Origin of the sequence: Streptomyces sp. NPDC093600, assembly GCF_044764755.1 — a bacterium.
Classification (GTDB): Bacteria; Actinomycetota; Actinomycetes; order Streptomycetales; family Streptomycetaceae; genus Streptomyces.
The window spans coordinates 144114-170558 of sequence record NZ_JBIWIU010000013.1; the positions used below are offsets into that span (position 1 = coordinate 144114).

Sequence of the window (26445 nt, forward strand, 5' to 3'; positions counted from 1 at the left end):
TCAGCCGCGGATCAGGTTGCGCAGCACGTACTGCATGATGCCGCCGTTGCGGTAGTAGTCCGCCTCACCGGGGGTGTCGATGCGGACGACCGCGTCGAACTCGACACCGGTGTCGGTGGTGACCTTGACCGTGCGCGGGGTGCGGCCCTCGTTCAGCTCGGTGACGCCGGTGAAGGAGAAGGTCTCCTCGCCGGTCAGGCCGAGGGAGGCCGCCGAGGCGCCCTCCGGGAACTGGAGCGGCAGGACGCCCATGCCGATGAGGTTCGAGCGGTGGATGCGCTCGTACGACTCGGCGATGACGGCCTTGACGCCGAGGAGCGCGGTGCCCTTGGCGGCCCAGTCGCGGGACGAGCCGGAGCCGTACTCCTTGCCGGCGAGCACGACGAGCGGGATGCCCTGCTCGATGTAGTTGCGCGAGGCGTCGTAGATGAACGACACCGGGGCGCCGTCCTTCGTGAAGTCGCGGGTGTAGCCGCCCTCGGTGCCCGGCGCGATCTGGTTGCGCAGGCGGATGTTGGCGAACGTGCCGCGGATCATGACCTCGTGGTTGCCTCGGCGCGAGCCGTAGGAGTTGAAGTCACGACGCTCCACACCGTGCTCGGTGAGGTACTTGCCGGCCGGGGTGTCGGCCTTGATGGCACCGGCCGGGGAGATGTGGTCGGTGGTGACCGAGTCGCCCAGCTTGGCCAGGACGCGCGCGCCGACGATGTCGGTGACCGGGGTGGTCTCCATCGTCATGCCCTCGAAGTAAGGGGGCTTGCGGACGTAGGTGGACTGCGGGTCCCACTCGAAGGTGTTGCCGGTCGGGATCGGCAGCGCCTGCCACTGGGCGTCGCCCGCGAAGACGTCCTGGTAGGACTTGTTGAACATGTCCTCGCCGATGGCGTTGGCGACGACGTCGTTGACCTCGGCCTCCGACGGCCAGATGTCGGCCAGGTAGACCGGCTTGCCCTCGGTGTCGATGCCGAGCGCGTCCTTGGTGATGTCCACCTTCATGGAGCCCGCGAGGGCGTACGCGACGACCAGCGGCGGGGAGGCCAGGTAGTTCATCTTGACGTCGGGGTTGATCCGGCCCTCGAAGTTGCGGTTGCCGGACAGCACCGAGGTTACCGCGAGGTCGTGCTCGTTGACCGCCTTGGAGACCTCCTCCGGCAGCGGGCCGGAGTTGCCGATGCAGGTGGTGCAGCCGTAGCCGACGAGGTTGAAGCCGACCTTGTCGAGGTACGGGGTCAGGCCCGCCTTGTCGAAGTAGTCGGTGACGACCTTGGAGCCCGGGGCGAGGGTGGTCTTGACCCACGGCTTGCGGGTCAGGCCCTTCTCCACGGCCTTCTTCGCGACGAGCGCGGCGGCGACCATGACGTACGGGTTCGAGGTGTTGGTGCACGAGGTGATCGCGGCGACGGTGACGGCGCCGTGGTCGATCTCGTACGTCGAACCGTCGGGGGCGGTCACGGTGACCGGCTTCGACGGGGCGCCGTTGGGGGTGTTCGCCGGGGCGTCGGAGGCCGGGAAGGACTCCTTGCCGGCCTCGTCCACGTCGTCGACGTAGTTGCGGACGTCCTGGGCGAACTGCTCGGCAGCCTTGGCCAGGACGATGCGGTCCTGCGGGCGCTTGGGGCCGGCGATGGAGGGGACGACCGTGGAGAGGTCGAGCTCCAGCTTCTCGGAGAAGTCGGGCTCGGCGGACGGGTCCAGCCAGAGGCCCTGCTCCTTGGCGTACGCCTCGACGAGCGCGACCTGCTGCTCGGAGCGGCCGGTGAGCTTGAGGTAGTTCAGGGTCTCGCCGTCGATCGGGAAGATCGCGGCGGTGGAGCCGAACTCGGGCGACATGTTGCCGATGGTGGCGCGGTTGGCGAGGCTCGTCGCCGCCACACCCTCGCCGTAGAACTCGACGAACTTGCCGACGACGCCGTGCTTGCGCAGCATCTCGGTGATCGTGAGCACGAGGTCGGTGGCGGTGGTGCCGGCCGGGAGCTCGCCGGTCAGCTTGAAGCCGACGACGCGCGGGATGAGCATGGAGACCGGCTGGCCGAGCATGGCGGCCTCGGCCTCGATGCCGCCGACGCCCCAGCCGAGCACACCGAGGCCGTTGACCATGGTGGTGTGGGAGTCGGTGCCGACGAGGGTGTCGGGGTACGCCTGGCCGTTGCGGACCATGACCGTACGGGCCAGGTGCTCGATGTTGACCTGGTGGACGATGCCGGTGCCGGGCGGGACCACCTTGAACTCGTCGAAGGCGGTCTGGCCCCAGCGCAGGAACTGGTAGCGCTCCTTGTTGCGGCCGTACTCCAGCTCGACGTTCTGGCCGAAGGCCTCCGCCGTGCCGAACTTGTCGGCGATGACGGAGTGGTCGATGACCAGCTCGGCCGGGGCGAGCGGGTTGATCTTCGCCGGGTCGCCGCCGAGCTCCTTGACGGCCTCGCGCATGGTGGCGAGGTCGACGACGCAGGGCACACCGGTGAAGTCCTGCATGATCACGCGGGCCGGCGTGAACTGGATCTCCTGGCTGGGCTGCGCCTGCGAGTCCCAGTTGCCGAGCGCACGGATGTGGTCGGCGGTGATGTTCGCGCCGTCCTCGGTGCGGAGCAGGTTCTCCAGGAGCACCTTCAGGCTGTAGGGGAGGCGCGCGGAGCCCTCGACCTTGTCCAGCTTGAAGATCTCGTACGACTCGTCGCCCACGCGCAGCGTGCTGCGGGCGTCGAAGCTGTTCGCCGACACGACAGTCTCCTTCATCAATGTGCGCGTTCTGACCGCATCCTGCCGCGATGGCTCCTCGCCGGTCCGCTAAGGTAAGACTTAGTTAGGTAACCCTTACCGGCTGGCGCGGCTGCGGTGCGTCTTTCGGCAGATATCTCGATGTCGAGATAACTCTAGTACATGACCGCCGCCGGGTCATGCCCGGCGTGCCCTCGGGTGCGCAAAGCATGGGGGGAGCCATCCGGCACGGGCCGGGGTGGCGGGGGGCGGGGCGCGGCGAGCCGCGCGGTCCGAGGTGCGGCGGGGCTTGGGCCGGCGGGGCGCGGGGCGCGGCGGGGCCGGACGATGGACCCCCTGTATGGCCGCGGAGCGATTGCCGGGCTCGGAGCCGGGGGCGAGGATCGGTCCATGTTCAGCGGCGCGCATGTGATCCTCTACACCTCCGACGCGGACGCGGATCGCGCGTTCCTCCGGGACGTGCTCGAGTTCGACCACGTCGACGCGGGCGAGGGGTGGCTCATCTTCAGGCTTCCGCCGGCCGAGGTCGCCGTCCACCCCTCCCCGGCCGAGCCGAAGCACGAGTTCTATCTGATGTGCGACGACATCACCGGCACGCTGACCACGCTCGAAGACCGCGGGACCGAGATCTCACGACCCATCACCGACCAGGGCTGGGGCCTGCTCGCCGCCATCCGGCTGCCGAGCGGCGCCGAACTGCCGCTCTATGAACCGCGTCACCCCATCGCGCACAGCCCGTCACCCTGATGGTCCACCCCCTCGCCAGTCTCATCTCATATCTGAGATAACGTGACGCCATGGCAGACGACTACCTCGTACGCATCGGCAAGCTCATCCGTGACGCCCGCCAGCACCGCGGCTGGACGCAGACACAGCTCGCCGAAGCCCTGGCCACCAGCCAGAGCGCCGTCAACCGCATCGAACGCGGCAACCAGAACATCAGCCTTGAGATGATCGCCCGCATCGGCGAAGCGCTCGACAGCGAGATCGTGTCCCTGGGTTACGCCGGCCCCATGCATCTGCGGGTCGTCGGCCGCCGCCGGCTCTCCGGCGCCATCGACGTCAAGACGAGCAAGAACGCGTGTGTCGCGCTGCTCTGCGCCTCTCTCCTCAACAAGGGCCGTACGGTCCTGCGCCGCGTCGCCCGGATCGAGGAGGTCTTCCGGCTCCTGGAGGTCCTCAACTCCATCGGCGTACGCACCCGTTGGATCAACGAGGGCGTCGACCTTGAGATCGTCCCGCCGGCCGAGCTGGACATGGAGGCGATCGACGCCGAGGCCGCGATCCGCACCCGCTCGATCATCATGTTCCTCGGCCCGCTGCTGCACCGCCTCGACCGCTTCAAGCTGCCGTACGCGGGCGGCTGCGACCTCGGTACGCGCACCATCGAGCCGCACATGATCGCGCTGCGCCGCTTCGGCCTGGACATCACCGCGACGGAGGGGCTCTACCACGCCCAGGTCGAGCCGTCGGTGGTCCCGGACCGCCCGATCGTGCTGACCGAGCGCGGCGACACGGTGACGGAGAACGCGCTCCTCGCCGCCGCCCGCCACGACGGCGTCACCGTCATCCGCAACGCCTCGTCCAACTACATGGTCCAGGACCTGTGCTTCTTCCTCGAAGCCCTGGGCGTACGGGTGGAGGGCATCGGCACGACCACGCTGACCGTGCACGGCGTGCCCCAGATCGACGTGGACGTCGACTACTCCCCCTCTGAGGACCCGGTCGAGGCGATGAGCCTGCTGGCCGCGGCGGTCGTCACCGAGTCGGAGCTGACGATCCGCCGGGTGCCGATCGAGTTCATGGAGATCGAGCTCGCGGTCCTGGAGGAGATGGGCCTCGACCACGACCGCTCGGCGGAGTACCCCGCCGACAACGGCCGCACCCGCCTGGTCGACCTGACGGTCCGGCCCTCCAAGCTGGAGGCCCCGATCGACAAGATCCACCCCATGCCGTTCCCCGGCCTGAACATCGACAACGTCCCGTTCTTCGCGGCCATCGCGGCGACCGCGCAGGGCAAGACCCTGATCCACGACTGGGTCTACGACAACCGCGCGATCTACCTCACCGACCTCAACCGCCTCGGCGGCCGCCTCCAACTCCTCGACCCCCACCGCGTTCTCGTCGAGGGCCCGACCCGCTGGCGCGCCGCGGAGATGATGTGCCCACCGGCCCTGCGCCCGGCGGTGGTGGTCCTGCTGGCGATGATGGCGGCGGAGGGGACGTCGGTCCTGCGGAACGTGTACGTGATCAACCGGGGGTACGAGGACTTGGCGGAGCGACTCAACTCGGTGGGGGCGCAGATCGAGATCTTCCGGGACATCTGACAGGACACCACCGCCGCGCCCCTTCTGACCTGCGAAGTCGTGAGTCAGAAGGGGTGCGGCGGCGTCTGTGGTCACTTATAGATGTTCAAGCAGGCGGCGCTGGTCGCGACGCCGTCCGCGTGGATCCAGGCGGAGCAGACAGAATCACCGTCGGGCAGGTTCCAATTGCCGTTCCAGTCAAGGTGAGAGGACTCACCCGAGCGCAGAGTGACTCGCGGCCCATTGAAGCTGATGTGACCCACTTGCTCCACACACGAACGTGCCCCGTGACGGGGTTCGAAGTGCCGAGAAACGCGACCTGGAACCTTCCGCTGACCCGGTAGACGTTGAGGCCGGAACCACAGACCCAAACCGTGTTCTTGCCGCCTCCGGTGTTGGTGCTGCCGTTCTTGCAGTCGCTTTCGGCGACCGCATGGGTAGCACGGCTCGCCGTCTCCGCGTACGCATGCGAGACGGGTGAAAGTAGCGGTAAGCGCCGTGGTGGCGAGAACGGCCGCTGCCGCACGGAAAAGATTCACAGACTCTGACTGCACGTGGTGAGACCGGAGATGTCACCGGGGCAGGCGTCGCTTCCTTAGCGGAACCAAGCATTCACCAGTTGCGCTTGTTCATCACCCTCGGAGAAACGCTACATTTCGGGCGGGCTGCCGCATCCCTGTTCATCACTCAGTCCGCGCTCAGTCAGCAAGTCCGCGGTCTGGAGAAGCGTCTGGGCGTGCAATTATTCGAGCGGACCAACCGGGTGGTCGAACTGACGGAAGCCGGGCGGATGTTACTTCCCGAAGCCCGGGCTGCGGTCGAGGCCATGGTTCAGCTGCGACGCACGGCCGGCTCACAAGTACGTCGGCTCTCGAGCCGACTCATCGTGGGAACCATCGGGGCAGAGGCCGCCATGCCCCATACCCGCGCCGTGCTGCGGGCCCTGCAAGATGAGGGCCACCCGCATGTGACGGTTGAGATGATCACCCTGCGCGTGTACCAGTTCGCTGCTGCCCTCATGCAGAAGGAAGTCGACGTAGTGTTTCTGCGTCCTCCCGTGCCGGAGGGGATAGAACTGCACCACCTGGTCACCGAGCCCCGGGTGGCGTGCCTCCCAGCGGACGAACCCTTGGCCGGGCTTCCGGAAATCACCCTCGCCCAGCTCGCCGGCTTCCCCGTGGTCGACTGGCCTGCGCCGGTACCCCGGGTCTGGTGGGACTTCTGGGCCGTCGACCCGCGGCCCGACGGCAGCCCCGTGCGGTACGGACCCGTCGTCACCGACATGGAGACTCTGCTGCACGCTGTGGCCCACGGAGAAGCCATGTGCTTCCTACCCGCAGCCGCCCGCGACTTGTTCCCCCGCCCAGGCATCCGTTACGTCGACGTCACCGACCTGCCGTCCTCCACCTCAGCCCTCGCCTGGCTCGCCGACCGCCGTGACGAACCCGCCATCACCGCGATCCGACATGCCGCCCAAGCCGCCGCGCGCAGACCCGGCGGCCAGTGAGCAGGCGGTCTCGGTGACGGTCAGATCGAAACACTTCACCCGGCGCCTCATGAGTCGATGTGGGCGAGCAGCGACGCGGTGCCGTCCTCTGCGGCGATGGGGTGGGCGAGTGCGGCCGCGCGGTCGCGGTAGGCCGGCCCGGGACCTCCAGCGAACACCACCACGTCGGCGTGCGGCTCAGAGCCGCGTCCATCCGCGTGCTCGCCGGGCTGTGGTTCCTCGCGCCCTTTCTCGGCGACCCGCCGAAGAAGACGGAGGCCGACGCGAAGCCCGCGGCCCGTCCGACGGTCACTCGGAAGGCCGCGGTCGCGTCGGGCACCGCTGTCCGGCTCGACCTGGGGCAGTGGTCGGCCGCCGATCTCGTACGAAGTGCCCGGGCGCGAAGGGCACCGCATACAAGATCCCGGCGAACGACAAGTGGCCGCGAGCCGTCAGAGGCCCTGGTCCGGCCAGCCCAGGAGGCGGGCACCGATCGTTGCCGTCTGGAGGGTGTAGCGGTGGACCGGGTCGGCCGGGTTCGCGCCCGTCAGGCGGTGGATGCGGTCCAGGCGGTACGTCATCGCCCGGACGCTCAGACGCAGGCGACGGGCCGCCTCGGCGGCGACGCAGCCGGTGTCGAAGTAGGCGGTGAGCGTGTCGAGGAGCGGCTGGGCGCCGCCGCGGGCCTGTCGGAGCGGGCCGAGGATGCTGAGGACGAGATCGGCCATGGCCTGGCGGTCACGGGTGAGAACGGGGTAGACGAGGAGGTCGGCGGCGTACAGGACCGGGCCGGGCAGGTCGATGCGGGTGGCCAGGTCGAGGGCGTTGAGGGCCTCCTCGTAGGAGTGGACGACTCCTCCGGGGCCCGCGTGCGGGCGGCCGACGGCGACCTGGCCGCCGTCCGTCGCCGCGTACGCCTGCTTCGCGAAGAAGGTGAGCACCTCGGGTTCGTCCGCCGGTGCCACGCAGATCAGCCGGCCGTCCTTCGTCGTGAGCAGGATGCGGCGGTGCCCGAAGCGCGCCACGAGGGCGGACTCGACACCGCGGGTGACCGCGTAGCCGTCGCCGTACGGCTCCGGGCCCTGCGCCACGGCCACCGCGTGCGCGTGGGAGAGCAGCAGACCGAAGCGTTCGGCGCGCTCGGCGAGACGGCCCAGGTCGCTGCGGCCGTACAGCAGGTCGTCGATGAACTCCCGTCTCGCCGCCTCCTCCTGACGGACCGCAAGGCGTTGGGCGCGCTCGTGCCCTTCCGCGAACGCGTCGACGGCCTGGGTGACGGTGGCGAGCAGCCGGTCGGCGGCGGAGCGCGGCAGCTCGCGCTGAAGCTCCTGGGCGGCGGAGAGGTGCGCCCGCACCAGCGCGCGCAGGCCGAAGCCGTCCTCGGCGGCCCGTTCGCCCCGGCTCCGCAGCGCGTCGAGCTCGTCCCGCGTCAGTCTTCTGCCCGTGGCGCAGGCGCCCGTCAGGATCTCCGCGTACCCCTCCAGATACCCCTCGGACATGTCCCGCTCCGTCACGGCCCCTCCCCCGTCCCGCCCGTTCCCGGCGCCGCGGTGTCGTTCCGCGACGTGCCGGGGTCAAGGCTGACACATCGCCGCAGGCCGGCGTGGTGCGGCGACGCCCGCGGGCAGTGACGTACGGCCGGTCAGCCCGCGCCCGGGGGTCCCACCCCGCCCTTGAGGCGTTCGATGTCCGAGGGACGTACCTGGATGGCGAAGAGGGCGATCAGGGCCGCGAGGACGGTGAAGGCCGCTGCGAGGATGAAGGCGAGGGAGACGCCCGAGGCCAGCACCTCGTCTCCCCAGGGCGGTGGAAGTTGGCCCGTGCGGGCGAACTCGGCCTTCTCCAGGGGGGTCGCCCGGGAGAGGAAGGCGGGCACCTGCTTCTCCGCCTCGTCGCGGCTGGCCGTGCCGAAGGCGGTGACGAGGATCGACAGACCGAGCGAGCCTCCCACCTGCTGGGTGACGTTGAGCAGGCCGGACGCGGCGCCCGTCTCCGCCGCCTCCACGTTGGAGAGCGCCATCAGGGTCAGCGAGATGAACATCATGCCCATGCCGAGGCTGAAGACCAGCATCGGTCCGAGGATGCTGCCCAGATAGGTGGAATGGACATCGGTGAGGGTCAGCCAGGACAGGCCGGCCGCGGCGAGCAGCGACCCCAGGACCATGAAGGGTTTGGGGCCGAACCTCGGCAGAAGCTGCGAGGCGAGCCCCGCACCGACCGCGATCACCGCGCTGACCGGCAGGAAGGCAAGCCCGGCCTCCAGGGGGCTGAAGTCCAGGACGTTCTGCACGAAGAGGGTCAGGAAGAAGAACATGCCGAACATGGCGGCGGCCAGGCAGAGCATGATGGCGTACGTGCCGGCCCGGTTGCGGTCCGCGAACATGTGCAGCGGCGTGATCGGCTGCCGGGAACGCCGTTCCACCAGGATGAACACGCCGAGCAGCACGATCGCGGCGCCGAAGGAGGCGAGGGTGAGCGGGTCCCGCCAGCCCTCCTGGGCGGCGCGGATGAACCCGTACACCAGCGCCACCATGCCGAGGGTGGCGGTGAGTGCTCCGGCGATGTCGAAGTGGCCGGCGTGCCGCTCGGACTCCTTGATGTAGCGGGGTGCGGCGAGCGCGATGAGCAGGGCGATCGGGACGTTGACGAAGAGGACCCACCGCCAGTCGAGCCATTCGACCAGCACACCGCCCGCGAGCAGACCGATCGCGCCACCGCCGGCCGAGACGGCCGCGAACACGCCGAACGCCCGGTTGCGTGCCGGGCCTTCGGTGAAGGTCGTGGAGATCAGGGCGAGCGAGGTCGGGGAGGCGATGGCGCCGCCGACTCCCTGCAGGGCGCGGGCGGCCAGGAGCTGCCACGAGTTCTGGGCCAGGCCGCCGAGCAGGGACGCGAGTCCGAAGAGCAGCACGCCGAAGACGAAGACACGGCGGCGGCCCAGGAGGTCACCGGCCCGGCCGCCGAGCAGCAGCAGACCGCCGAAGGTGAGCGTGTAGGCGTTGACGACCCAGGACAGCGTGGTCGTGGAGAACTCCAGGGAGCGCTGGATCTCCGGCAGCGCGATGTTCACGATCGTGATGTCGAGGACGACCATCAGCTGACAGGAGGCGATGACGAGGAGAGCGATCCCGTTGCCGTCGCCCCGGCGCTTGGGGGCGGCGGTTGGTGCTGGCGTCGTCGGCTTGGGGGTACTCATGGCGCATCGCGCCCTCGCGTGGTGAGGGAGCCGTGGGCCGGTCAGTCCACCTTTCGACCGTAAGCCCGCCCTGGGCGGGAGACCAATTGATCAAGCGGTGCCGGGAGTACCGGCGTCCGGCGGGCCGGCGACACCGAACTTCCGTGCGCCCTCGGCCGCTTGGTGACGTCCGTCGCGTTCGCGCGACGAGGTCGTTCCGTCCCGGTCTCGTCATTCATCCATTCATTCATTCATTCCAGTACGGCGAAGCCGTCCAGCTCCACCCGCGCCTGTTCGTCCCACAGCCGTACGACGCCGATCACGGCCATCGCCGGATAGTCCCGGCCGGCCAGCCGCCGCCAGATCCGCCCCAGTTCATGGGCGTGCCGGCGGTAGTCGGCGACGTCGGTGGCGTACACGGTGACGCGCGCCAGGTCGGCGGGTGAGCCGCCGGCGTGGCGGAGGGCGGCGAGGAGGTTGGTGAGCGCGGTCTCGAACTGCTCGGGCAGCGTCTCGCCGACCACCTTGCCGTCGCGGTCGAGGCTGGTCTGACCGGCGAGGAAGACGAGACGGGTGCCGGTGGCGGTGACGGCGTGGGAGAAGCCGGTGGGTGGGGAGAGTTCGGCCGGGTTGTGCCGGTGCAGAGGCGTCATCCGTACAGCTCCTTCGTCACTCCGTACAGCTCCTGCGTCATCCGTACAGCTCCTTCGCGATGATCGTGCGCTGGACCTCCGTGGCCCCTTCGTAGATGCGCGGCGCACGCACCTCGCGGTACAGGTGTTCGAGCAGATGGCCGCGTTGCAGCGCCCGCGCGCCGTGGAGCTGGACGGCGGCGTCGACGACGTACTGCGCGGTCTCGGTGGCGAGCAGTTTCGCCATGGCCGCGCGTTTGGGCACGTCCGCCGCCCCCGAGTCGTACGCAGCCGCCGCCGCGTAGACGAGCAGCCGGGCTGCCTCGGTACGGGTGGCCATCTCGGCGACCTGGTGGGCGACGGACTGGAGGTCGCGCAGGACGCCGCCGAAGGCGGGGCGGGCGGCGGTGTGCGCCAGGGTGGCGTCCAGGGCGGCCTGGGCCATGCCGACGGCGAAGGCGCCGACGCTGGGGCGGAAGAGGTTGAGGGTGTTCATGGCGACCCGGAAGCCGCGGTCGACCTCGCCGAGGACATCGGCCCGGCCGACGGGGACCCCGTCGAAGACGAGGGTGCCGATGGCGTGCGGGGAGAGCATGTCCAGGGGGCTTCCGGTGAGACCGGGCCGGTCGGCGGGGACGAGGAAGGCGGTGACGCCGCGGGCGCCCGCGTCCGGGGTGGTGCGGGCGAAGACGGTCGCGAAGTCGGCCTCGGGGGCGTTGGAGATCCAGCGTTTCTCGCCGTGCAGCAACCAGCCTCCGGAGCCGTCGGGGCGGGCTTCGAGGGCGAGGGCGGCGGCGTCCGATCCGGCGTCCGGCTCGCTCAGCGCGAAGGCGGCGACGGCTCGTCCGGCCGTGACCTCCGGGAGCCAGCGTTCGCGCTGCTCGGGGGTGCCGGCGGCGGCGACGGGGTGGGCGCCGAGCCCTTGGAGGGCGAGCGCGGTCTCGGCCTCGGTGCAGGAGTGGGCGAGGGATTCGCGCATCAGGCAGAGGTCGAGGGCTCCCGCCCGGAAGAGCCGGGCGAGGAGGCCGAGTTCGCCGAGCGCCGCGACGAGGGGGCGGTTGACCCGGCCGGGTTCGCCCTTGTCGGCGAGGGGCCGCAGGTGTTCGGCCGCGAGGGCGCGGAGCTCCGCACACCGGGCGGTCTGCGCGGGATCGAGCGAGAATGCGGACATTCGGACTCCCTGCCTCCGTCGTCGCCGTTTCGTGGCCGTTCGCCGTTCGTGGCCGTTCGCGGTTCGTGGGCTTCGCCGTTCGTGTGCCGTCGTGGCCGTCGTCGTCGTTCTGGCCGTTCGTCGTTCGTCGTTCGTGGCCATCGTGGCCTCCGTCGTACGCGGCCGGATGCCGCGCCACGTGACCGCCGAACCGGCCTATCGCGCACCGTTGACTGTCGTCACCATCACGATACGCTCGTTGGGCGACCCCACCACGACAAGGGGACGAACTCATGGAGCTGACCCCCTCGGCCCACCACGACACGTTCGCGCGCGACCATCTGCCGCCCGCCGACCAGTGGCCGCACTTGCTCTTCGATCTGCCCGGCCTGCGCTACCCGGAGCGGCTCAACTGCGGGGCAGAACTGCTCGACCGTACGGTGGAACGATTCGGCGTGGGACGGCCGGCGTTCCGGGACGGCGAGGGTCATGTCTGGACATATGGACAACTTCACGAGCGGGTAAACCGTATCGCGCATGTCCTGACATCCGACATGGGAGTACGGCCCGGCCACCGGGTCCTCCTGCGCGGCCCCACGACCCCCTGGCTGGCCGCCTGCTGGCTCGCGGTGATGAAGGCGGGCGCGATCGCCGTCACCGTTCTGGCCCAACAACGCGCCCAGGAACTCGCCGTGATGTGCGAGCTGGCCAGGTGCACACACGCCCTCTGCGACATCCGGTCGGTCGACGACCTGATCAAGGCGGAGGTCCCCGGCCTGCGGATCACCGCGTACGGCGGGGACTCCCCCGACGACCTGCTCTCGCTCGCCCTCGGCAAGCCGGCCGTCTACGAGGCCGTGGACACGGCCGCCGACGACGTGGCCCTGATCGCCTTCACGTCCGGCACCACCGGACGCCCCAAGGGGTGCATGCACTTCCACCGGGACGTGCTGGCCGTCGCCGACACCTTCTCCGCCCACGTCCTGCGCCCGGAACCGGACGACGTCTTCGCCGGCTCCCCGCCGCTCGGCTTCACCTTCGGCCTCGGCGGCCTCGTCGTCTTCCCGCTGCGGGCCGGGGCGAGCGCCCTCCTCCTGGAACAGGCCGGCCCCGCCCAGCTTCTCGCGGCCGTCGCGGAACACCGGGTGTCGGTGCTGTTCACGGCACCGACCGCGTACCGGCTGATGCTCGACGAGCTGGACGGGCTGGACGGGCAGGCCCGCGAGGCCACCGCCTCGCTGCGCCGGTGCGTGTCCGCCGGCGAGAACCTGCCGGCCGCCACCTGGGAGGCCTGGCACGCGCGCACCGGCCTGAAGCTGATCAACGGCATCGGCGCGACCGAACTGCTCCACATCTTCATCTCCGCGGCGGACGGCGACATCCGGCCGGGCACGACCGGACGGCCCGTGCCGGGCTGGCAGGCGCGCGTGGTGGACCGCACGGGCGCCGAGGTGCCGGACGGCGAGGAGGGCCTGCTCGCGGTGCGCGGCCCGGTGGGCTGCCGGTATCTGGCCGATCCGCGCCAGAGCGAGTACGTCCTCGACGGGTGGAACGTCACCGGTGACACCTACGTGCGCGACGCGGACGGCTACTTCCGGTACGTGGCCCGCGCCGACGACATGATCATCTCGGCGGGCTTCAACATCGCCGGCCCCCAGGTCGAGGAGGCGCTCCTCGCCCACCCGGACGTCGTGGAGGCGGCGGTGGTCGGCCATCCGGACGAGCTGCGCGGCCAGATCGTGGTCGCGTACACGGTGGTACGCGGCGGTGTACCGCGCGACGCCGAGACGGCGGACGCGCTGCGCGCCTTCGTCCGGGCCCGTCTCGTGCCGTACAAATGCCCCCGGAAGATCGTCTTCCTGGACGCCCTGCCGAGGACGGCGACGGGGAAACTGCAGCGCTTCCGGCTGCGCGCCGAGGAGACGGCGACCGGGCCGGGCGCGGGCGCACGCGATCGGGACCCCACAGCCACCCCCTAGAGTGATCACGTGGTCGAGCAGCACACTCCCCGGTCCCTGATCGTCTCGCTGTACGGCGCGTACGGCCGCGGCCCCGCGCGCGACGGGGCGCCGATTCCGGTGGCCGAGCTCATCCGCCTCCTCGCGGTGCTGGGGGTGGACGCGCCGTCGGTGCGGTCGTCCGTGTCACGTCTGAAGCGGCGGGGACTGCTGCTGCCGCGGCGGACGGCGGACGGCGCGGCCGGATACGCCCTGTCGGACGACGCGCGCCAGCTCCTGGACGACGGTGACCGCCGGATCTACTCCCGTACCGAACCCGAGCTGTCCGAGGGCTGGGTCCTCGCCGTCTTCTCGGTCCCCGAGGCCGAGCGCCACAAGCGCCATCTGCTCCGCTCCCGGCTGGCCCGGCTGGGTTTCGGCACGGCGGCGCCGGGCGTCTGGATCGCTCCGGCCCGGCTGCACGAGGAGACCCGGCACACCCTGGAGCGGCTGGAGCTCTCGCCGTACGTGGACCTTTTCCGCGGCGAGCACCTGGGGTACGCGGCGACGGCGGAGGCGGTGGCCCGCTGGTGGGACCTGGCGTCGATCGCCCGGCTGCACGAGGAGTTCCTCGCCGCGCACGAGCCGGTCCTGCGGGCCTGGAGGGCCTCTCCCGGGACCCCGGAGGACGCCTACCGGGACTACCTCCTCGCCCTCGACTCCTGGCGCCGCCTCCCGTACGCCGACCCGGGCCTTCCGCCCGAGCTGCTGCCGGAGGACTGGCCGGGGGGCCGCTCGGCGGAGGTGTTCACGGCGCTGCACGAGCTGCTGCGGGATCTGGGGGCGGAGTTCGTGGCCAAGGGCGCGCCGGATGAGAGCGGCCGGATGGGGCAGGACGGCGGCCTGACCGAGGGCGACGTCGGCCTCAGGGGCGAGGGAGCAGGCTGAGCCGGGGTTTCGGCGCGTCGGTGCGGCCCGTCGGGGGTTTGCGGCTGCCCGCGCGGTACGGGTCCGGCCAGGGTGCCGCCGGGCCCTGGTAGTCCTGTTCGACGGCCGCGTGCAGGGTCCAGTGCGGGTCGTACAGGTGCGGGCGGGCGAGCGCGCACAGGTCGGCGCGGCCGGCCAGGAGCAGGGAGTTGACGTCGTCCCAGGAGGAGATGGCGCCGACGGCGATGACCGGGATCCCGACGGCGCCGCGGATCCGGTCGGCGTAGGGGGTCTGGTAGGAACGCCCGTACTCGGGCCGCTGGTCGGGGACGACCTGGCCGGTCGAGACGTCGATCGCGTCGGCTCCGTGGTCGGCGAAGGCCCGGGCGATGCCGACGGCGTCCTCGTCGGTCGTGCCGCCGTCCGCCCAGTCGGTGGCGGAGATCCGGACCGTCATCGGGCGCTCCTGCGGCCATACCTCCCGTACGGCGTCGAAGACTTCGAGGGGGAAGCGCAGCCGGTTCGCGAGCGGGCCTCCGTAGGCGTCGTCGCGGGTGTTGGTCAGCGGGGAGAGGAAGCCGGAGAGCAGATAGCCGTGGCCGCAGTGGAGTTCGAGCAGGTCGAAGTCGCAGCGCGCCGCCCGTCGGGCGGCCGCCGTGAACTCCTCCCGTACGGCTCTCATGCCGGCCCGGTCCAGCGCGTGCGGGATCTGGTTGACGCCGGGGCGGTACGGGAGCGGGGAGGCGGCCGTCAGGGGCCAGTTGCCCTCGGGGAGCGGCTGGTCGATGCCCTCCCACATCCGCCGGGTGGAGCCCTTGCGGCCGGAGTGGCCGAGCTGGACGCCGAGCGCCGTGCCGGGTGCCGCCGTGTGCACGAAGTCGGCGATCCGGCGCCAGGCGTCGGCCTGCTCGTCGGTCCAGAGGCCGGTGCAGGCGGGAGTGATGCGGCCCGGCGCGCTGACGCAGACCATCTCGGTCATGACGAGGCCGGCGCCGCCGAGGGCCCTGGCTCCGAGGTGGACGAGGTGGAAGTCGCCGGGGACGCCGTCCTCGGCGACGTACAGGTCCATGGGTGAGACGACGACGCGGTTGCGCAGGGTCAGGCCGCGCAGCCGGAACGGTGTGAACATCGGCGGGGTGCCGGGCGGGCAGCCGAACTCGCGCTCGACGGAGTCGGTGAATCCGGGGTCGCGCAGTCGCAGGTTGTCGTGGGTGACGCGGCGGCTGCGGGTGAGCAGGTTGAAGGCGAACTGGCGGGGCGGCTGGTCGAGGTACCGGTCGACCTCCTCGAACCAGCGCAGGCTGGCCGCGGCCGCGCGCTGGGTGGACTCGACGACCGGCCTGCGCTCGCTCTCGTACGCCGCGAGCGCCTCCGTCAGGGTGGGCTGTTCCTCGACGCAGGCGGCGAGCGCGAGGGCGTCCTCGACGGCGAGCTTGGTGCCGGAGCCGATGGAGAAGTGCGCGGTGTGGGCGGCGTCGCCGAGCAGAACGGTGTTGCCGTGGGACCAGCGCGCGTTGACGACGGTACGGAAGGCGGTCCACGAGGAGTTGTTGGAGCGCAGGGCCCGGCCGCCGAGCGTCTCGGCGAAGATCTTGGCGCAGCGGGCGACGGACTCCGCCTCGTCGAGCTCGTCGAACCCGGCGGCCCGCCAGACCTCCTCACGCATCTCGACGATCACGGTGGAGGCGCCGGAGGCCTGCTGGTGCCCGGGGGGCCTCGTCGCCGGGTGGTGGTCGGGCGTGCGGTGATCGTTCGGCGAGGGGCGGGAGTACGGGTAGCCGTGGAGCTGCATCACGCCGTACTCGGTTTCGGCGATCTCGAAGCGGAAGGCGTCGAAGGCGAAGTCGGCGGCGAGCCAGATGTAGCGGCAGCGGTGGGTGGTGAGCCGGGGCCGGAAGACGTTTGCGTGGGCGTCGCGGGTCGCGCTGTGGACGCCGTCGGCGGCGACGACCAGGTCGTGGTCGGCTGCCAGTTCGGCGGCGGGAGGAGCCTGGGTGCGGAATCGGAGGCGTACGCCGAGTTCGGCGCAGCGCGCGTGCAGGATCTCCAGGAGCCGGCGGCGGCCGAGCGCGGCGAAGCCGTGGCCGGAGGAGGTGAGGAGGTGCCCGCGGTGGGCGATGTCGATGTCGTCCCACCGGACGAACTCGGCCTGCAGGGCCCGGTAGACGGCGGGGTCGGCGTGTTCGATGCCGCCGAGGGTCTCGTCGGAGAGGACGACGCCGAAGCCGAACGTGTCGTCGGGGGCGTTCCGCTCCCAGACGGTGATCTCGCGGGCCGGGTCGAGCCGCTTGAGGAGCGCGGCGGCATAGAGCCCGCCGGGCCCGCCGCCGATGACGGCGATACGGAGCGGGCGGCCGCGGCCGCCCGGCGCGGCGTGGGGGGCGGGGGCGGTGCGGGGGGCCGGGGCCGCGGAGTCGGTGGCCTCGGGGGCGTGGCCCTGGGCCTGGGGCTGGGGTTCTGCCTGGCCCTGGCCCTCGGGCTGGGCCTGGCCCTCGGGCTGCGCCTGGCCCGATGGCGGCCGGCCCGCGTCCTGTTGTGCGGGGGCGGACATGGGCCGGGGGGCCGGTGGCGGGGTGGGGGCGGGCATGGTCAGCGTCCCTGCCACTTCGGCGGGCGCTTCTCGGTGAAGGCCGCGTGGAACTCGGCGTAGTCCTCGCCGTTCATGAGCAGCGCCTGGGTGGCCGCGTCGAGTTCGACGGAGGCGGCGAGGGGCATGTCCAGCTCGGCCGTGAGCAGGGCCTTCGTCTGGGCGTGGGCCAAGGCCGGCCCGTCGGCGAGGCGCCGGGCGAGTTCGGCGGCCCGGGCGTCGGCGCCGCCCTCCTCCGTGACCTCGCTGAGCAGGCCGATCCGTTCGGCCTCGGGCGCGCGGACGGGATCGCCGAGCATCAGCAGCCGGGTCGCGTGGCCGAGGCCGACGACGCGGGGCAGCAGATACGCCGCGCCCATGTCGCCGCCGGAGAGCCCGACGTGGGTGAAGAGGAAGGCGAAGCGGGCGCTCGGGTCGGCGATCCGGAAGTCGGCGGCGAGGGCGAGGACGGCGCCCGCACCCGCCGCGACGCCGTGCACGGCCGCGATCACCGGGAAGGGGCATTCGCGGATCGCGCGGACCACCTGGCCGGTCATCCGGTTGAAGTCGAGGAGCTGGGCCGTGTCCATGGAGAGCGTCGCGCCGATGATCTCGTCCACGTCGCCACCCGAGCAGAAACCCCGCCCTTCACCGCCGAGGACGAGAGCCCGTACGGCCCGCTCCCGGGAGAGTTCGGTGAGGAGATCACGCAGGTCGGCGTAGGCGCCGAAGGTGAGCGCGTTGAGTTTTTCGGGGCGGGCGAGGGTGACGGTGGCGACACCGTCGTCGACATCCAGTCTCAGATGCCGCCATTGCTCGGTGCGGGGCGCGGAGCCGGTAAAGGGGCTCATACGGGACGGGCCTCCCTCAGCGTGCGTGTACACGGCATCACCTGAGGGCAGGTTATCACCGATACGTGACCATCGTCACGAGGGCGCGATAAGCCTCTCGCCCCCACTTCTTCGGTTCGCCGTCATACGACTCCGTAAGGTTGAAAGTAGGACGTTGTAGGATCCATGCCCTATGCGGGTCCGCCCCGCCGCTTCCGCTCCGCCCTCGCCCCCAACCGAGCCCGAACGGACCTCCCGTGTTCGACGTCCCCGGCCCCGGCCCCAGCCACGGCCCCGCCTCCTGGCATGCCCGGCTGCCGCACACCACCGCGGCCGTGCCGATCGCCCGCGCGCTGATCCGTAACGCGCTGGCGGACCTCGACACGCCCGCCGACAGCGACACCGCGGAGCTCCTGACCGCTGAACTCGTCGCCAACGCCGTCGAGCACACCGACGGCGGCGATCCCATCGATCTGGTCGTGGAGATGGGTCCGGGCGGCTGCCAGGTCGAGGTGCACGACCGCCGTCCGCCGAGCCCCGGGGAGCTGGTCTGCCCCGGCCCTGGCGAGGAACCGGACCCCTGGCAGGAGCACGGCCGCGGGCTGCTCCTGATCCGCGCCCTCAGCAGCGCCTGCGGTCACCGCCCCACCGCGCGCGGCAAGGCGGTCTGGTTCACGCTTCCCGCGGTGCCGCGGCAGCGCCGCCCCCGCGAGGCGTAAAACCCCGCACGCCCCAGAACCCCGCACGCCCCCGAAACACCCGCCGCCCGGCAACACGCGCCACCAGAACCGCCTACGCGGCGGAACCCGCCATCGTGGCGACGAGAACGGCCTTGATGGTGTGCATCCGGTTCTCGGCCTCGTCGAAGACGACGGAGTGCGCGGACTCGAAGACCTCGTCGGAGACCTCCAGCTCGGTCAGACCGTGGCGGGCGTGGATGTCCCGCCCGACGGCCGTTCCCAGGTCGTGGAAGGCCGGCAGGCAGTGCAGGAACTTCACGTCCGGGTTGGCGGTGGCTCGCAGCACGTCCATGGTGACGGAGTACGGGGAGAGGGCGGCGATCCGCTCGTCCCAGACGTCCTTGGGCTCCCCCATGGAGACCCAGACGTCGGTGGCGACGAAGTCCGCGCCGCGGACGCCCTCGGTGACGTCCTCGGTGAGGGTGATCGTGGCGCCGCTCGTCTCGGCGAGTTCGCGGGCGCGGGCGACGATCTCCTTGGCCGGCCAGTAGGACTCGGGCGCCACGATCCGGACGTCCATCCCGAGCAGGGCGCCCGTGATCAGGTACGAGTTGCCCATGTTGAAGCGGGCGTCACCGAGGTAGGCGAAGGCCAGCTCCTCCAGGGGCTTGTCGGTGTGCTCGGTCATGGTGAGCACGTCGGCGAGCATCTGGGTCGGGTGCCATTCGTCCGTCAGGCCGTTGAAGACGGGGACCCCGGCGAAGGCGGCGAGCTCCTCGACGCTCGCCTGGCTGTCACCCCGGTACTCGATGCCGTCGAACATCCGGCCGAGCACGCGCGCGGTGTCCTTGACCGACTCCTTGTGCCCGATCTGCGAACCGGACGGGTCGAGGTAGGTGGTGGAGGCGCCCTGGTCGGCGGCGGCGACCTCGAAGGCGCAGCGGGTCCTCGTCGAGGTCTTCTCGAAGATGAGCGCGATGTTCTTGCCGCGCAGCCGCTGGACCTCGGTGCCGGCCTTCTTGGCCGCCTTGAGCTCGGCGGCCAGGGCGATCAGACCGCGGAACTCCTCGGCGGTGAAGTCCAGCTCCTTGAGGAAGTGGCGGCCGATGAGGTCAGTGGCCATGGGGCGCTCCTGTATTCGCGGGTGGGAGGACGACGGGCAACGAACAGATAACCATGGAAGTCTATACATAGATCAGTATTCCTATACGGTGATCCGGGCCACTGAAGCCCTCTGTGCCGCGTACGAGGGCCGTCAGACCGCGTCGCGCTCCACCGGGCAGCTCATGCAGCGTGGACCGCCCCTGCCCCGGCCCAGCTCGCTGCCCGGGATCTCGATCACCTCGATGCCCTGCTTGCGCAGATGCGTGTTGGTGGTGACATTGCGCTCGTACGCCACCACCACGCCCGGCTCCACCGCGAGGACGTTGCAGCCGTCGTCCCACTGCTCGCGCTCCGCCGCGTGGACGTCCTGGGTCGCCGTCAGGACGCGGACGTCCTGCAGCCCGAGCGCCGCCGCGATCGCGCTGTGCATGTGCTCCGGCGGATGGTCGGTCACCCGGAGCGACTGGCCGGCGTCGCCCGGCTCGATCGTGTACGAACGGAGCATGCCGAGCCCCGCGTACTGCGTGAAGGTGTCGTGGTCGACCATCGTCATCACCGTGTCGAGGTGCATGAACGCACGCCGCTTCGGCATGTCGAGCGCGATGATCGTCCGCGCCGAGCCGGCCGAGAAGAGGCCGCGTGCCAGCATCTCCACCGCCTGCGGGGTGGTCCGCTCGCTCATCCCGATCAGGACGGCGCCGTTGCCGATCACCAGCACGTCCCCGCCCTCGATCGTCGACGGATAGTCCGACTGCCCCTCCGACCAGTGGTGGAAGGGGCCGGCCTCCGGGCCCGTGAAGAGCGGGTGGTGCTTGTAGATCGCCTCGAAGTGGACCGTCTCGCGCTGGCGAGCGGGCCACCGCATGGCGTTGATGGAGACGCCGTCGTAGATCCAGGCGGAGGTGTCCCGGGTGAAGAGATGGTTCGGCAGCGGCCTGAGGACGAAGTCGTCCAGATCCATCACGTGGAACCGCACGGAGGTCGGCTCCCGGTGCGAGGCCAGGAACTCCCGCTTGGTCATCCCGCCGACCAGCGCCTCGGCGAGCGTGGCGGCGTCGAGGGAGTCGAAGGCGGCGCGCAGGTGGTCGGCGGCGAGCGGCCCGTACTCCTTCTCGTGGAAGACCCGGTCGAGGACCAGTGCGCGGGCGGCTGGCAGCTCCAGGGACTCGCGCAGCAGGTCGCCGAAGAGATGGACCGCGACGCCGCGATCCCGCAGCACGTCCGCGAAACCGTCGTGCTCCTGCCGCGCCCGGCGTACCCAGAGCACGTCGTCGAAGAGCAGAGCGTCCTTGTTGGTGGGTGTGAGCCGCTTCAGTTCCAGATCGGGCCGGTGAAGTATGACGCGGCGCAGCCGCCCGGTCTCGGAGTCGACATGGAATCCCATGCGCCCATCCTGACGGAGCGGAGCGCCGAACGCCGTCCTCCGCGACGAGATGACACCGCTCGCCGCGGGAGTGGGGCCGGGGATCCCGGCTGAAGCGGGGCCTGGGCGGAGGCGCCGGGCCCCCGCCCCCTCCCCCGCCAGGCCCCCGGCCTCCTCACAACCGTGGGTCCACCGGCTCCGATTCCAGGGCGAGCACGGCGAAGACCGCCTCGTGCACCCGCCACAACGGCTCCCCCTCCGCCAGCCGGTCCAGCGCCTCCAGGCCGAGGGCGTACTCCCGCAGGGCCAGTGAGCGCTTGTGGCCGAGGAAGCGGCCCCGCAGGCGCTCCAGGTTCTCCGGGCGCGTGTACTCCGGGCCGTAGATGATCCGCAGGTACTCGCGGCCCCGGACCTTCACGCCGGGCTGGACGAGCCGGCCGTCGGCGCCCTTGACGAGCGCCGCCAGCGGCTTGACGACCATGCCCTCGCCGCCGGCCGCCGTCAGTTCCAGCCACCAGTCGACGCCGGCCCGTACCGACGCCTCGTCGCCCGTGTCGACGACCAGTCGGCGGGTGACCTGAAGCAGCTTCGTCGGATCGTGGTCGACCAGCCGGTCCAGCCACGCGAGCTGCTCGTCGTGCGGCACGGCCGCCAGCGAACGGCCCCGGACGGCGAGGACCTGGAACGGCGCGAACCGCACGCCCTCCAGCCCCTCCGTAGGCCAGCAGTAGCGCCGGTAGGCCTCCGTGAACGCGGCAGCGTCCACCGCCCGTTCCCGCTGCCTGGCGAGGAGCGTGTCGACACCGCCGCCCACGCCCCGCGCCGCCGCCCGCTCCAGCGCGCCGAGCACGTCGGGGAAGACGGCCCCGGAGGCGGCGCCGACCGCCGCGTACTGCGAGCGCAGCAGCCCGGCCGACTTCAGCGACCACGGCATCAGCTCGCCGTCGAGCAGCACCCAGTCCGTGGCGAGCTCCTCCCACAGCCCGGCGGCCGTGATGGCCGTCCGCAGCCGCTCCAGTACTTGCTCGGTGACGGCGGGATCGTCGAAGAAGGGCCGTCCCGTACGGGTGTGCAGTGAGCCCGTCGCGCCCTCCACGCCGAACCGCTCCCGCGCCGCGTCCGCGTCACGGCAGACCAGGGCCACCGCCCGCGAGCCCATGTGCTTCTCCTCGCACACGACCCGCTCGACGCCGTCGGACGCGTACTGCGCGAACGCCTCGGCCGGGTGTTCCAGGTAGCCGTCCTCCTGCGAGGCCGCGGTCGGCGCCATCGTCGGCGGCAGGTAGGCGAGCAGCCGGGGGTCGATGGCGAACCGGCTCATCACCTCAAGCGCGGCGGCCGCGTTCTCCTCCCGTACGGAGACGTTGCCCATCCACCGGGTCTCCACGACCCGGCGTCCGTGCACGTCGGCGAGGTCCAGCGGCCGTCCCTGGTGCCCGCCGGGCGCTTCGGTCGCCAGCGGCCTGGCCGGCTCGTACCAGACCTTCTCCGCCGGTACGTCGACGAGTTCGCGCTCCGGCCAGCGCAGCGCGGTCATCTTCCCGCCGAAGACGGCACCGGTGTCCAGGCAGATGGTGTTGTTGATCCAGGAGGTGTTCGGTACCGGCGTGTGGCCGTAGACCACTGTCGCCCGGCCCCGGTACTCCTCCGCCCACGGATAGCGCACGGGCAGCCCGAACTCGTCGGTCTCGCCGGTGGTGTCGCCGTACAGCGCGTGCGAACGCACCCGGCCGGAGGTCCGGCCGTGGTACTTCTCCGGCAGACCGGCGTGGCAGACCACCAGCCTGCCCTCGTCGAGGACGTAGTGGCTGACGAGCCCGTCGATGAACCGGCTCACCTCCGCGCGGAACTCCTCGCTCTCGCGCCCCAGCTGCTCGATGGTCTCGGCAAGCCCGTGGGTCTCCTGGACCTTGCGGCCCTTGAGCCAGCGGCCGAGCTTGTTCTCGTGGTTCCCCGGCACGCACAGCGCGTCGCCGGCCGCGACCATGCCCATCACGCGGCGCAGGACGCCCGGGCTGTCGGGGCCCCGGTCGACGAGGTCGCCGACGAAGACCGCCGTACGGCCCTCGGGGTGGTGGCCGTCGACGTAGCCCAGCTTGGCGAGGAGCGTCTCCAGTTCGGAACGGCAGCCGTGGATGTCACCGATGATGTCGAAGGGTCCGGTGAGGTGCCGCAGGTCGTTGAACCGCTTCTCCAGGACGACCTCGGCCGCCTCCACCTCCTCGACGCTGCGCAGCACGTGCACCTTGCGGAAGCCCTCGCGCTCCAGGCCGCGCAGCGAGCGGCGCAGTTCGCGGCGGTGGCGCTGGACGACGTGCCGGGGCAGGTCCGCCCGGTCGGGGCGGGCGGCGTTGCGTTCCTGGCACACCTGCTCCGGCAGGTCGAGGACGATCGCGATGGGCAGGACGTCGTACTCGCGGGCGAGCCGGACCAGCTGGCGCCGGGCCTCCTGCTGCACGTTGGTGGCGTCGACGACGGTCAGCCGGCCCGCCTCCAGGCGCTTGCCGGCGATGTAGTGCAGCACGTCGAAGGCGTCCCGGCTGGCGCTCTGGTCGTTCTCGTCGTCGGCGACGAGCCCGCGGCAGAAGTCGGAGGAGATGACCTCGGTCGGCTTGAAGTGGCGGTGGGCGAAGGTGGACTTGCCGGAACCGCTCGCACCGATCAGGACGACGAGGGACAGGTCGGTGACGGGCAGCCTGCGGGCCGTGTCGGTCATGCCGTGCCCTCCTTCGCGGTCGGGGTGTGCTGGGTGAAGACGGCCATCTGGGTGGGCGGGCCGACCTCGGGGTCGTCGGGGCCGATCGGGGTGAACTCGACGCCGTATCCGTACTGTTCGGCGACGCGCACCGCCCACCCGCGGAACTCCTCGCGGGTCCACTCGAAGCGGTGGTCGCCGTGCCGGACGTGCCCGGCCGGGAGGGACTCCCAGCGGACGTTGTACTCGACGTTGGGCGTGGTGACGAGGACCGTGCGGGGGCGGGCCGAGCCGAAGACCGCGTACTCGAGCGCGGGCAGCCGCGGCAGATCGAGATGCTCGATGACCTCGCTGAGCACCGCCGCGTCGTAGCCGGTCAGCCGCTTGTCGGTGTACGTGAGGGAGCCCTGGATCAACTTCACCCGGCCGGCCTGCCGCTCACCGAGCCGCTCCAGCTTGAGCCGCCGCCCGGCGACGGTCAGCGCGCGTACGGACACGTCGACGCCGACGATGTCGGTGAAGCGCACGTCCTTGAGGAGCGCCTGCACCAACTGGCCCTGGCCGCAGCCGAGGTCGAGGACGCGGGTCGCGTCGGCGGCCCGCAGCGCGGCGAGGATCGCCTCGCGCCGCTGCTCGGCGAGCGGCACGGGCCGCTCCTCGGTGTCGGTGGTCTCGTCGACGGCGTTGTCGACGTCGTCGACGTCCAGGCCGTCGCTCTCGGCGAGCCGCACCAGCTCCAGGCGCTCCATGGCCTCCCGGGTCAGGCCCCAGCGGCGGGAGAGATAACGGCTGGTGATGAGCTTCTGCTCGGGATGGTCGGCGAGCCAGCCGTCACCGGCGCGCAGCAGCTTGTCGACCTCGTCGGGCGCGACCCAGTAGTGCTTGGCGTCGTCGAGCACCGGCAGCAGGACGTAGAGGTGATTGAGGGCGTCGGCGAGTCGCAGCTTCCCTTCGAGGACGAGCCGCACATAGCGCGAGTCGCCCCACTCGGGGAACGCGCTGTCGAGCGGGACCGGCTCGGCGTCCACCGTGTCCCAGCCGAGCGGCCCGAACAGTGCGCGGACCAGCTGTGCGCCGCCACGGGCGGGGAGCGCCGGAACCTCGATCCGCAGCGGCAGCGGCTCGGTGGCCCGCTCGGGCATCGCCTTGCACGCCCCGCGCAGCGCGCTCTTGAAGACCGTGGCGAGCGCGACGGCGAGCAGCGACGACGCGGCGTAGGGCCGGTCGTTCACATACTGCGCGAGCGCGGAGTCGGGGGCGCCGCCCCGACCCTTGCCCTTGCCGCGCCGCACCAGCGCCACGGGGTCCACCTCAAGGAGGAGCACGGCGGTGCACCGCTCGACGGACGCCTCGGGATAGAGGACGTGCGCCGTGCCGTGCGAGGTGGAGAACGTCTGCGCGTTGTCGGGATGCTTGTGCAGCAGGAAGCCCAGATCGGTCGCGGGACGTTCGGGGGTGCCGGTCGTGCTGATCGTCAGGAACACATGACCGAGTATTCTCCTCCCACCCCTCCACGACCAGGGATTTTCCGCCGACCGAGCGCTGCCGCCGAGTGCCCCGCTGGACCATCGACCAGGATCGCAACCGGCCAACCCTTGTAGGTAGCCACGAAGTTGGGGTCCGGGGCGGCGGATAATTTCGGGTCTTCCATCCCTTAGCCGACTCCACCCGTGGGCTGTGTACTCCTCGCACCGACCGCGATCAGCTGGATACCGGATAGGGGAGGAAAGCACGTGAGCGTGCAGCAGTACGACAAGATCGGTGAGGCGTTCGAGGGGTTCAAGTCCCTGCCGTTGATCCGTTACGGAGAGGTGCCGAGCTTCCTGGGAATGGTCGGGGACGTGAGCGGCAAGGACGTTCTCGACCTGGCGTGCGGCACCGGCTTCTACAGCAGGGAGTTCAAGCGGCGCGGCGCCGCCGACATCCTCGGTATCGACATCTCCGTCGAGATGATCGCCGCCGCGCGGGAGATCGAGAAGCGTGAGCCGCTGGGCGTGCGGTACGAGGTCGGTGACGTGGCCGAGCTGCGGCCTCTCGGTCGGCGCTTCGACATCGCCTTGGCGGTGCAGTGCCTCAACTACGCCGAGGACATCGCGACGATGAAGCGGATGTGCCGCAACATCCACCAGAGTCTGATCCCGGGCGGAGAGTTGTTCGTCTTCGCCCAGAAGCCCGACTACGCCTTCGACTGCCCGTCCCTGGACAAGTACGGGTTCCGCTGCGAGTCGACGGGCGAGGAGATCGAGACGGGCCCGCGCGTGCGGGTCACCGCTCTCCTCGACCCGGAGCCGATCAGCATCGTCGGCGGGGCCCCGCGCCGCGAGGTCTACGAGGAGTGCCTGCGGTCCACCGGGTTCAGTGAGCTGACCTGGGTGCCGCTGACGGTCTCCGACGACGGCATCCGCGAGTTCGGCGCGGACTTCTGGGCGGACCTCCTCGACCACCCCCCGCTGGAGATGCTGCGCTGCCGCGCCTGACGCCGTGCCGGGCCTGTCCGGCCCTGATCCGCCGGACAGGCCCTCGGTCCTAGGGTCTTTCGTTTGGATCAGGCCGGATCAGGGAGCGGGGCCTGGTGCATGGGGCCTCCCCAGGCCCGCCAGGGCCGAGGGGACGGATCGCAAGGCGGAGGAGGGAGCCAACGCGGTGGGGGTACCTCCCGTGCCCGCAGGGCTACGGGGGAGTTGGCGACCGACGACAACGCGGCGCGGGGCCCCTCCCGTGCCCGAAGGGCTACGGGGGAGCGGTGCCAGGGCACGCGAGCCCGGCATGACCCAAACGAAAGGCCCTAGGGAGTGTCCGGAAAGTATCGCCGTCCGCCCGGAGGGCGGGGTCTGCGGCGTCCGGTGCGTGCGATCGCAAGGCGGCCGGAAGCCCTCGTA

18 protein-coding genes are annotated in these 26445 nt (G+C 71.1%); 7 read left to right on the plus strand and 11 right to left on the minus strand.

Features of this window, described 5'->3' with window-relative positions; all coding sequences use genetic code 11:
* Positions 1-2718 carry an aconitate hydratase AcnA gene (gene acnA, locus ACIRB4_RS27340; protein ID WP_403294849.1) on the minus strand — a complete coding sequence of 906 codons (2718 nt, stop codon included), beginning with the start codon at positions 2716-2718 and terminating at the stop codon, positions 1-3.
* A gap of 387 nt (positions 2719-3105) precedes the next feature.
* Between acnA and ACIRB4_RS27345 the strand changes: the two genes are divergently transcribed.
* The 3 genes from ACIRB4_RS27345 to ACIRB4_RS27355 all read left to right on the plus strand — a co-directional run bounded on the left by ACIRB4_RS27345 (position 3106) and on the right by ACIRB4_RS27355 (position 6528).
* Positions 3106-3462: a VOC family protein gene (locus tag ACIRB4_RS27345; protein WP_403294850.1), complete on the plus strand. Its 357-nt coding sequence runs from the start codon at positions 3106-3108 to the stop codon at positions 3460-3462.
* 50 nt (positions 3463-3512) lie between these two features.
* Positions 3513-5042: a helix-turn-helix domain-containing protein gene (locus tag ACIRB4_RS27350; protein ID WP_403294851.1), complete on the plus strand. Its 1530-nt coding sequence runs from the start codon at positions 3513-3515 to the stop codon at positions 5040-5042.
* Between the two features lie 589 nt (positions 5043-5631).
* Complete coding sequence (locus tag ACIRB4_RS27355; RefSeq protein WP_403294870.1) at positions 5632-6528, plus strand: LysR family transcriptional regulator; 897 nt, start codon at positions 5632-5634, stop codon at positions 6526-6528.
* A gap of 431 nt (positions 6529-6959) precedes the next feature.
* On the opposite strand, the gene ACIRB4_RS27360 is transcribed toward ACIRB4_RS27355, so the two are convergent.
* The 4 genes from ACIRB4_RS27360 to ACIRB4_RS27375 all read right to left on the minus strand — a co-directional run bounded on the left by ACIRB4_RS27360 (position 6960) and on the right by ACIRB4_RS27375 (position 11485).
* On the minus strand, positions 6960-8006 hold the full coding sequence (locus ACIRB4_RS27360; protein WP_403294871.1) for a PucR family transcriptional regulator: 1047 nt from the start codon (positions 8004-8006) through the stop codon (positions 6960-6962).
* Between the two features lie 143 nt (positions 8007-8149).
* Positions 8150-9703, minus strand: a complete 1554-nt coding sequence (locus ACIRB4_RS27365) for an MFS transporter (RefSeq protein ID WP_403294852.1) — start codon at positions 9701-9703, stop codon at positions 8150-8152.
* A 230-nt stretch (positions 9704-9933) separates the two neighbouring features.
* Positions 9934-10335, minus strand: coding sequence for a RidA family protein (locus ACIRB4_RS27370; RefSeq protein ID WP_403294853.1), 402 nt, complete (start codon positions 10333-10335; stop codon positions 9934-9936).
* Between the two features lie 37 nt (positions 10336-10372).
* On the minus strand, positions 10373-11485 hold the full coding sequence (locus ACIRB4_RS27375) for an acyl-CoA dehydrogenase family protein (RefSeq protein WP_403294854.1): 1113 nt from the start codon (positions 11483-11485) through the stop codon (positions 10373-10375).
* A gap of 272 nt (positions 11486-11757) precedes the next feature.
* On the opposite strand from ACIRB4_RS27375, the gene ACIRB4_RS27380 reads away from it, so the two are divergent.
* Together ACIRB4_RS27380 and ACIRB4_RS27385 are read left to right on the plus strand one after the other, a co-directional pair.
* Positions 11758-13443: an AMP-binding protein gene (locus ACIRB4_RS27380; RefSeq protein ID WP_403294855.1), complete on the plus strand. Its 1686-nt coding sequence runs from the start codon at positions 11758-11760 to the stop codon at positions 13441-13443.
* Positions 13444-13452: 9 nt separating this feature from the next.
* Positions 13453-14349: a PaaX family transcriptional regulator C-terminal domain-containing protein gene (locus tag ACIRB4_RS27385; protein ID WP_403294856.1), complete on the plus strand. Its 897-nt coding sequence runs from the start codon at positions 13453-13455 to the stop codon at positions 14347-14349.
* On the opposite strand, the gene ACIRB4_RS27390 is transcribed toward ACIRB4_RS27385, so the two are convergent.
* Positions 14327-16915, minus strand: coding sequence for an oxidoreductase (locus ACIRB4_RS27390; RefSeq protein WP_403294857.1), 2589 nt, complete (start codon positions 16913-16915; stop codon positions 14327-14329). The genes ACIRB4_RS27385 and ACIRB4_RS27390 overlap by 23 nt on opposite strands.
* A 2-nt stretch (positions 16916-16917) precedes the next feature.
* Positions 16918-17745, minus strand: coding sequence for an enoyl-CoA hydratase family protein (locus tag ACIRB4_RS27395; protein ID WP_403294858.1), 828 nt, complete (start codon positions 17743-17745; stop codon positions 16918-16920).
* 236 nt (positions 17746-17981) lie between these two features.
* Between ACIRB4_RS27395 and ACIRB4_RS27400 the strand changes: the two genes are divergently transcribed.
* Positions 17982-18443, plus strand: a complete 462-nt coding sequence (locus ACIRB4_RS27400) for an ATP-binding protein (RefSeq protein WP_403294859.1) — start codon at positions 17982-17984, stop codon at positions 18441-18443.
* Positions 18444-18516: 73 nt separating this feature from the next.
* On the opposite strand, the gene argF is transcribed toward ACIRB4_RS27400, so the two are convergent.
* The 4 genes from argF to ACIRB4_RS27420 form a co-directional block, all read right to left on the minus strand.
* Entirely contained in the window at positions 18517-19527 is a 1011-nt protein-coding gene (gene argF, locus ACIRB4_RS27405) for an ornithine carbamoyltransferase (RefSeq protein ID WP_403294860.1), read from the minus strand.
* Positions 19528-19659: 132 nt separating this feature from the next.
* Entirely contained in the window at positions 19660-20892 is a 1233-nt protein-coding gene (locus ACIRB4_RS27410; RefSeq protein WP_403294861.1) for an arginine deiminase, read from the minus strand.
* A gap of 154 nt (positions 20893-21046) precedes the next feature.
* The gene (locus ACIRB4_RS27415; RefSeq protein ID WP_403294862.1) at positions 21047-23587 is read right to left on the minus strand and encodes a polynucleotide kinase-phosphatase; all 2541 of its coding nucleotides are present in this window, start codon (positions 23585-23587) and stop codon (positions 21047-21049) included.
* Positions 23584-25050: a 3' terminal RNA ribose 2'-O-methyltransferase Hen1 gene (locus ACIRB4_RS27420; RefSeq protein WP_403294863.1), complete on the minus strand. Its 1467-nt coding sequence runs from the start codon at positions 25048-25050 to the stop codon at positions 23584-23586. Before ACIRB4_RS27420 ends, ACIRB4_RS27415 begins: the two co-directional genes overlap by 4 nt.
* Before the next feature lie 249 nt (positions 25051-25299).
* On the opposite strand from ACIRB4_RS27420, the gene ACIRB4_RS27425 reads away from it, so the two are divergent.
* Complete coding sequence (locus ACIRB4_RS27425; RefSeq protein ID WP_403294864.1) at positions 25300-26043, plus strand: class I SAM-dependent methyltransferase; 744 nt, start codon at positions 25300-25302, stop codon at positions 26041-26043.
* The last annotated feature ends 402 nt before the right edge of the window (positions 26044-26445 follow it).